Annotated in this window: 7 protein-coding genes; 6 read left to right on the top strand and 1 reads right to left on the bottom strand. The window is 39.2% G+C overall.

Annotated elements, in window-relative coordinates; translation table 11 throughout:
* Nucleotides 1-9 precede the first annotated feature (9 nt).
* Complete coding sequence (gene rbsB / locus L1028_RS05710; protein WP_234532233.1) at nt 10-927, top strand: ribose ABC transporter substrate-binding protein RbsB; 918 nt, start codon at nt 10-12, stop codon at nt 925-927.
* Nucleotides 928-995: 68 nt separating this feature from the next.
* Here rbsB and L1028_RS05715 read toward each other — a convergent pair whose 3' ends face one another.
* Nucleotides 996-2,864 carry an LTA synthase family protein gene (locus tag L1028_RS05715; RefSeq protein ID WP_234532234.1) on the bottom strand — a complete coding sequence of 623 codons (1,869 nt, stop codon included), beginning with the start codon at nt 2,862-2,864 and terminating at the stop codon, nt 996-998.
* A 208-nt stretch (nt 2,865-3,072) separates the two neighbouring features.
* Between L1028_RS05715 and L1028_RS05720 the strand changes: the two genes are divergently transcribed.
* The 5 genes from L1028_RS05720 to L1028_RS05740 all read left to right on the top strand — a co-directional run.
* Nucleotides 3,073-3,621 carry a sigma-70 family RNA polymerase sigma factor gene (locus tag L1028_RS05720; RefSeq protein ID WP_234532235.1) on the top strand — a complete coding sequence of 183 codons (549 nt, stop codon included), beginning with the start codon at nt 3,073-3,075 and terminating at the stop codon, nt 3,619-3,621.
* Nucleotides 3,569-4,909, top strand: a complete 1,341-nt coding sequence (locus L1028_RS05725) for a DUF4179 domain-containing protein (RefSeq protein WP_234532236.1) — start codon at nt 3,569-3,571, stop codon at nt 4,907-4,909. Before L1028_RS05720 ends, L1028_RS05725 begins: the two co-directional genes overlap by 53 nt.
* A 68-nt stretch (nt 4,910-4,977) precedes the next feature.
* Entirely contained in the window at nt 4,978-5,439 is a 462-nt protein-coding gene (locus L1028_RS05730) for a hypothetical protein (RefSeq protein ID WP_234532237.1), read from the top strand.
* A 144-nt stretch (nt 5,440-5,583) separates the two neighbouring features.
* On the top strand, nt 5,584-6,069 hold the full coding sequence (locus tag L1028_RS05735) for a hypothetical protein (RefSeq protein WP_094874760.1): 486 nt from the start codon (nt 5,584-5,586) through the stop codon (nt 6,067-6,069).
* A 116-nt stretch (nt 6,070-6,185) separates the two neighbouring features.
* A partial coding sequence (locus L1028_RS05740; RefSeq protein ID WP_234532238.1) for a helix-turn-helix domain-containing protein occupies nt 6,186-6,480 on the top strand: 295 nt, incomplete at its 3' end.

Raw genomic sequence — 6,480 nt, forward strand, 5'->3', positions numbered from 1 at the left:
GGATTCCACATGAAAAAGCTCACATTAATTTTTACTTCCTTACTCTTGATTCTTATGACCGGCTGTTCCTTAGAGCCTCCAGAGTGGGCTAAGCCAAACAACGGCGGGGGCCCAGGGAATATGAAGCTTGGATTATCCATATCTACCTTGAACAATCCGTTCTTTGTATCTGTAAAAGATGGAGTTTTGGCAGAAGCTAAGAAGCTAGGTATGGAAGTTCTCGTGATCGATGCACAGAATGATTCGGCCAAGCAAAGTAATGACGTTGAAGATTTAATGCAAAAAGGTGTAAATGCGCTGTTAATCAATCCAGTAGACTCTTCAGCGATCTCGACGGTTGTTCAGACAGCTAACAGTCTAAATATTCCAGTCGTTACTTTGGACCGTTCTGCAGATAAGGGAGATATTAAAGCCCTTGTTGCCTCTGATAATGTAAAAGGTGGATCGATGGCGGCTGAGTATATTATAGAGCAGCTTGGAAAAGGTGCAAAGGTTATTGAACTAGAAGGATCACCAGGAGCTTCAGCTACCCGCGAACGTGGGAAAGGATTCCATGAAATTGCCGACACTCAGCTTGATGTCATTGCGAAGCAAACCGCTGACTTTGACCGTACGAAAGGGTTGACCGTTATGGAGAACCTACTCCAAGGAAATCCAGATGTACAAGCGGTTTTTGCTCATAATGATGAAATGGCTCTTGGTGCTATAGAAGCGATTCAGAGTTCAGGTAAGAATATTCCTGTCATCGGTTTTGATGGAAATGAAGATGCACTTAAATCCATTGAGGCGGGTAAACTCACAGGAACCGTTGCTCAGCAGCCTGCATTAATTGGACAGTTAGCAATTCAAGCAGCGAAAGACGTGTTAGATGGCAAGACGGTTGAGAAACTGATCGCCGCACCTCTAAAACTGGTCGTAAAAGAATAAGTAAACGGATATAGAAAAACACTGCATTCACCCATTTGGTGTATGCAGTGTTTTTGGTATATAAAAGCTTATTTTTCCTCAATCACTCTATCCGGTAACTGTGTCACATAACTATCGGACAAATGAAGAAGCTCTAACGCACGATCGAACTCATCTTCTGTCGTTTGTTGCGCGTGGTTACCATCACCAGATAAGGTATAGTGCTGACCATCCTGGAAGCCGCTGCCAGATAGAAAGAGCTCTTCATTATTTACGAAAGATCCTGTTGGCAAATAATACCGCTGAGGAAGTAGGTTATAAGTCGATTGATTCAATAAATCTTGTCCGAAATGAATATGATCCGCAAGAGAAACACCCAATAAATTAGATACAGTAGGCAAAATATCCACTTGTCCGCCTAGCTGTTCTTTTACACTTGGCGTTGTAATTCCCTTCGCTGATAGGATCAACGGAATATTAATCAATTCGCGTTCCGTATATTTATGACCTAGGATCTCCTGTAATAGGACGTGATCGTCCTCTTTTAGAGAGAAGATAGGAAGCCCGCGGTGATCTCCGTACAATGCAATCAAGCTGTTATCCCATACCCCGTTTTGTTTGAGCTCATCAATAAAAAGTCCAAGTGCATAGTCAGCATAATTCTGAGCACGAATATAATCTCCGACTAACGTTCCTTCGAATCGTTCTGGAAGGGCCATTTTGTATTTATCCTCAGGGATCGAGAATGGATTATGCGCTGACATCGAAATAACATGAGAGTAGAAAGGCTGATCCTTCTGATCCATCCTTGCTAGCTCTGCAGCTGTTTTCTCATACAATACTTCATCAGAAGCCCCGTAAAATACAGTGTCCTCTTCACCATAGTATTCCTTATCGTAATATCGATTAAATCCTAAAGCATTATAAAGCTCGCCACGGTTCCAAAAGTCGACTTCATTCGTATGGAATGTTGCCGTATCATAACCTTGCGCTTGAAGTAGCTTAGGTAGGCTTGGAAGTTCTTTGGGCGCATACATTTGAGTGGCTGGACCATCGGGTGGAACATAGAAAGAAGTATTTACAATGAATTCGGCGTCCGAAGTGTTTCCCTGTCCAACCTGTTGGTAGAAACGCGGAAAGTAGTAACTGCTAGCCGCAAGCTTATTCATATTCGGCGTAATTTCTACTCCATCAATCTTTAGATTGATTAAGAAGTTCTGGAAAGACTCCATCTGAAGAATGACCAGGTTCTTTCCTTTGGCGGCTCCAAATTGAACCGGATTTGAGGTTGCTTGAATTCCTTTGGTCTCGTTAATTGCTGCTTGTGTAATCTTAGCGACGTCGATTTGTTCTTCTTCTTGATTGGCTAATAGAGAGTAAGCTTCATAATTGAGAATGCCCATTTGCTCGGCTTTAACGGTTTCGTTCATACTGGCTCGGTTAGGAAAAATATTCATTGCGCAAATGACGATGGAAATACAGAACAAGATCGCAACCGCTTTCCGGTTACTTTTACGCGACATGGCTTTTTTCCAATTAAGTGCCTTCTGTTTTCTTAACATGACCAAACCAATGACAATGATATCCACGAAAATAAGCATATATTGCGGACGCATGACCGAGAAAATACTTTTCTTAACGGCTCCAACTTGTTTGACCTGATCTAACACTTGCGAAGTAGCAATAATGCCAAAATGATTATGATATACAATGAGTGAGAAAAATAGGGTAGTGATCAACACATTGACCAGCATGTAGATGGCAATTTTTCGTTTCGTTGCGAACCATTCAATCATGCAAAAGACTAGAAGCACAAACGGGATTTCTTTTAGCCATGTGGTCCACGTAGGCCCGTCTTCAAAGAGAAAATACCAAGCAAAATAACTTTTAACTAGCATAATGAGAGAGAAAAATAAAAGGGATCTTTTACTGAGTGTACGAGGTTCTTTAAACGGCATCTCTTATGCCCATCCTTTTCTTTTAGATTAGTTCATTCTATTACTTGAAGTGTTTAAAATCAACTAGATTGGGGTATAAGAGAGACTTATTTTCCTTAATATTACATTTGGGTGAATGAAACCATAGATTTTATATATAAAATTAATTTTTATGGGAAATGAACTTTTTAAGGTACTCCTAACTCTTATAGGGGAGAGAGGTGAAAGCATGGATGTCGCACGATGGGTGAAAAAAGCCAAAAAGGGGAATAAAGAAGCATTGCTCCACTTAATCATGTCTGAAAAAGACGTTTTTTATAGGCTAGCGTTCAGCTATATGAGGAATGCGCATGATGCCATGGATGCCATGGAGGAAATGATCGTCACGCTTTATGAAAAGATCGGTCAACTAAAGAAAGAAGAAGCTTTTTATAGCTGGAGTAAGACGATTCTGGTGAATGTCTGTAAACAACTACTTCATAAGCGCGGGAAGCTGGTGCTGTTAGAGGATTGGAGTATCATTGACGATAGTGAATTAGACCAAGCTGTGAGTAGTGATCCTTATCGTAGAAGTGAGCAACAAATGGATATCGAGGCCTTGTTGTTACAAGTAAATGAGCATCAAAGAGAAGCGATTCAATTAAAATATTTTCATGATTTCGATTATCAAACGATAGCTGACATTACAAAGGTTTCGATAGGAACGGTTAAATCAAGAATTTACCATGGATTACAAACGCTCAAAAATCAGTACAGAGGTGATGTTGATGAACAATAACGTCGAGCAACGATTAGCTGATGAGAAGAAGCACATAGCGTCCATTACCGCACCTGAAGAATTAGAAATGAGATTAAGAAGGGCTTTGAATTCGGCTCCCGCAAAAAGAACGAAAAAAATAGCACCGATTTGGAAGATCGCGGCAGTTGTTTTATTGGTGACAGTAATATCTGGACAAAACTACAATGCTTTTGCTTATTATGGCAAACAACTTTTTGGCTTTGATGAATTGCTTAATGGCACAACTTTACAACAGCTAAATGAAAAAGGGTTGGGACAAAGTATCAACAAGAAAACTACGTTACTAGACGGAACAACTCTTACCATTAACGGAATTATGGCGGACGCCAATCAATTCATTATGTATTACACCTTAACTAACTCAAATGGACTAGAGGATATGTCTGTAGACGCTTTTAGACCCTCTAAAATAAGCGGGTTTTTAACTGATTCTAACATAGTAAGAGGGACTGCATTAATCAATGAAGGGCATACGGAGATTAAAGGACAGATGTCGTTTGATAGCGTAAATCCATTTTCAAAAAAACTAACGTTACATTTTTGGCAGCAGCTAGTTGAGAACGGTCAGATGAGCGAAGGAACAGTTACGTTCCCTTATAACCCCAATGAGGCCATGGAAACTCAGATTAAACAATCGATTAACAAGAAGGTTAAAGTCGACAAAGGTACGATTACCTTCAAATCGATCACAGCTACACCGACGATGACTGTAGTAAAAGGGAAGCTGGATGTCGATAATTTTGATCGAGTGAAGCTTGGATTACATGGGATACAATTAATTGTCGATGGAACACCTGTAGAGATCTTGGGTAGTGGCAATCAAACCTCATTAGGTGGAAGAACATTTGATATTCGCTTCGACACATTGCCTAAGGAGCTACATTCCATGCAGCTAGTCGTTAAAGAGTTTCCTGGATATCAAAAGCTGGACGAAAAGTATTCCCTGACTTCCCTTAGTGATAAGCCATTTATGCTGGGCGACAAAGAATTATGGGTAAAGAATGTATCCAAAACCTCTGAGGGGATCGAACTAACGATCGCTTCTGATGATGATGTAATGCTGGATGGTGTGTCTATAGAAACGAATAACGGGAATACGCCTTTAAAAACAACGATCAATCAGAAAGAGACAAAGCAAGCGGACGGTAAACTAATGAAGGAACGAACTTTATTATTTGATACACAAGCAGAGCCTGAGTCACTACTTATAGAAGGAATGTATTACTTGAAGGCATACAATAAAGTGATTGAGATTCCTGTGAAGTGAATAAAAGTGCGATATCCATTTTTTATAACATATGGTAATCTATATGGACGTGAGGAAAGGAGGGGCACATGGATAATATAGGAGTATACGAGGTGAGTCGTCCTTCTTTAATGTCACTTCTGCTATCAATGATTTTTTCAAGTGGCATACTTTTGACAAGCGTCATAAAAAATACGAACGGTAAAGTACTTTCGTATATCGGATATTTTTGGGTAATCTTTTGTCTGATAGTTGTAATCGTACTGCTTTATAGGATCATTACGATTAGAAGGTTCATTGAAATCAAGATTCTTCCGGACTCAATAATAGTTGAAAATAAAGAAATTAAAGCAAACCGAATTGAGAATATTTATGTAAAGGGCTATTTCAAGCCAGTAATAGGGATTAAGCCTTTAGATCATAAATTTGCCCCCTATAGATTATGTTTTAGTTTTCTTGACCAAGAATACAGGGGAATGAAAGAACTAACCAAATGGGCTGAATGTAATCAAGTTAAACTGTCTCACAAAAGATTTATGAGATGGCTCTAAGGGGCTGTGACAATATAAGGGGTGTTCCGAGAGCCTTGAAATGGCTGATGGGGCGCCCCATCTTTTTTCTCCTAACACCAAGATGTAATATCCATTTTTTATAACATATGGTAATCTATATGGACGTGAGAAAAGGAGGGGCACATGGATCATATAGGGGTTTATAGAGTAAGGCGTCCGTCGTTAATACCACTGCTGGTGTATATCAGTCTGCTAATGGGGATTCAAATATTTCAAATTTATAACCTGAACTATCGCTATACAGCTAGCGACGATTTGGTGCTTTCTTGTTTACTTTATGGTCAGGCTATTATTTGTCTGATTGTCGCATTCGTGTTAGTCTACAGGATATTTACCATCAGAAGAGTTGTTGAAATTCAGATTCAACCGGAATCTATATTAATAGAAGATCTAAGAATAGAAGCAGAGCGGATTAATGATATTTATATAAAAGGATATTTTAGTCCTGTAGTTGGGATTAGACCTAAAGTGAATAAATTTGTTCCTTATAAATTATGTTTTAATTTTTTGTCACAAAAAGATGAAGATGAAGTGATGAAACAGTTAAAAGCTTGGGCCGAACGAAATCAGATCAAAGTAACTCATAAAAATTTTTCGAGATGGCTCTAAGCTCCTCTAAACTAATATACGAAATGAAAGACACTGACGACTTTGATATGCTCCCATCATAGTAGACAGTAGAAAAAACAAAAATTTCTACTGCTACAATGATGGGAGTTTTTCTAATGTCTAAAAGAAGTCCAGCCTCTTTAAAAGTAAAATTACATGTCGTACGGCTGTGCCTTGAGCACAAATCAAATCCAAACTATGAGGCAAAACAGCTAGGTCTTAGTTCGCACACGGTTAGAGAATGGATCAGGAAATATAAAGCGGATGGTTTGGACGGGTTGAAGGAATCAAGAACATGGAAAACATACTCAAAGGAATTGAAACTAGCTGCTGTTAACGAGGTGTTGTCTGGTGATTCTTCCATAGAAGAGGCGACAAACAAGCATCATATTTCAAATAGAAGTGTTTTGA

Origin of the sequence: Paenibacillus pseudetheri, from assembly GCF_924513355.1 — a bacterium.
In the GTDB taxonomy this organism is placed as follows: Bacteria; Bacillota; Bacilli; order Paenibacillales; family Paenibacillaceae; genus Paenibacillus_AQ; species Paenibacillus_AQ pseudetheri.

Excerpts from the sequence above, each read along its gene's own strand:
- rbsB (WP_234532233.1), top strand. The coding sequence starts at position 10 with ATGAAAAAGCTCACATTAATTTTTACTTCCTTACTCTTGATTCTTATG.
- L1028_RS05715 (WP_234532234.1), bottom strand. The coding sequence starts at position 2,864 with ATGCCGTTTAAAGAACCTCGTACACTCAGTAAAAGATCCCTTTTATTT.
- L1028_RS05720 (WP_234532235.1), top strand. The coding sequence starts at position 3,073 with ATGGATGTCGCACGATGGGTGAAAAAAGCCAAAAAGGGGAATAAAGAA.
- L1028_RS05725 (WP_234532236.1), top strand. The coding sequence starts at position 3,569 with ATGGATTACAAACGCTCAAAAATCAGTACAGAGGTGATGTTGATGAAC.
- L1028_RS05730 (WP_234532237.1), top strand. The coding sequence starts at position 4,978 with ATGGATAATATAGGAGTATACGAGGTGAGTCGTCCTTCTTTAATGTCA.
- L1028_RS05735 (WP_094874760.1), top strand. The coding sequence starts at position 5,584 with ATGGATCATATAGGGGTTTATAGAGTAAGGCGTCCGTCGTTAATACCA.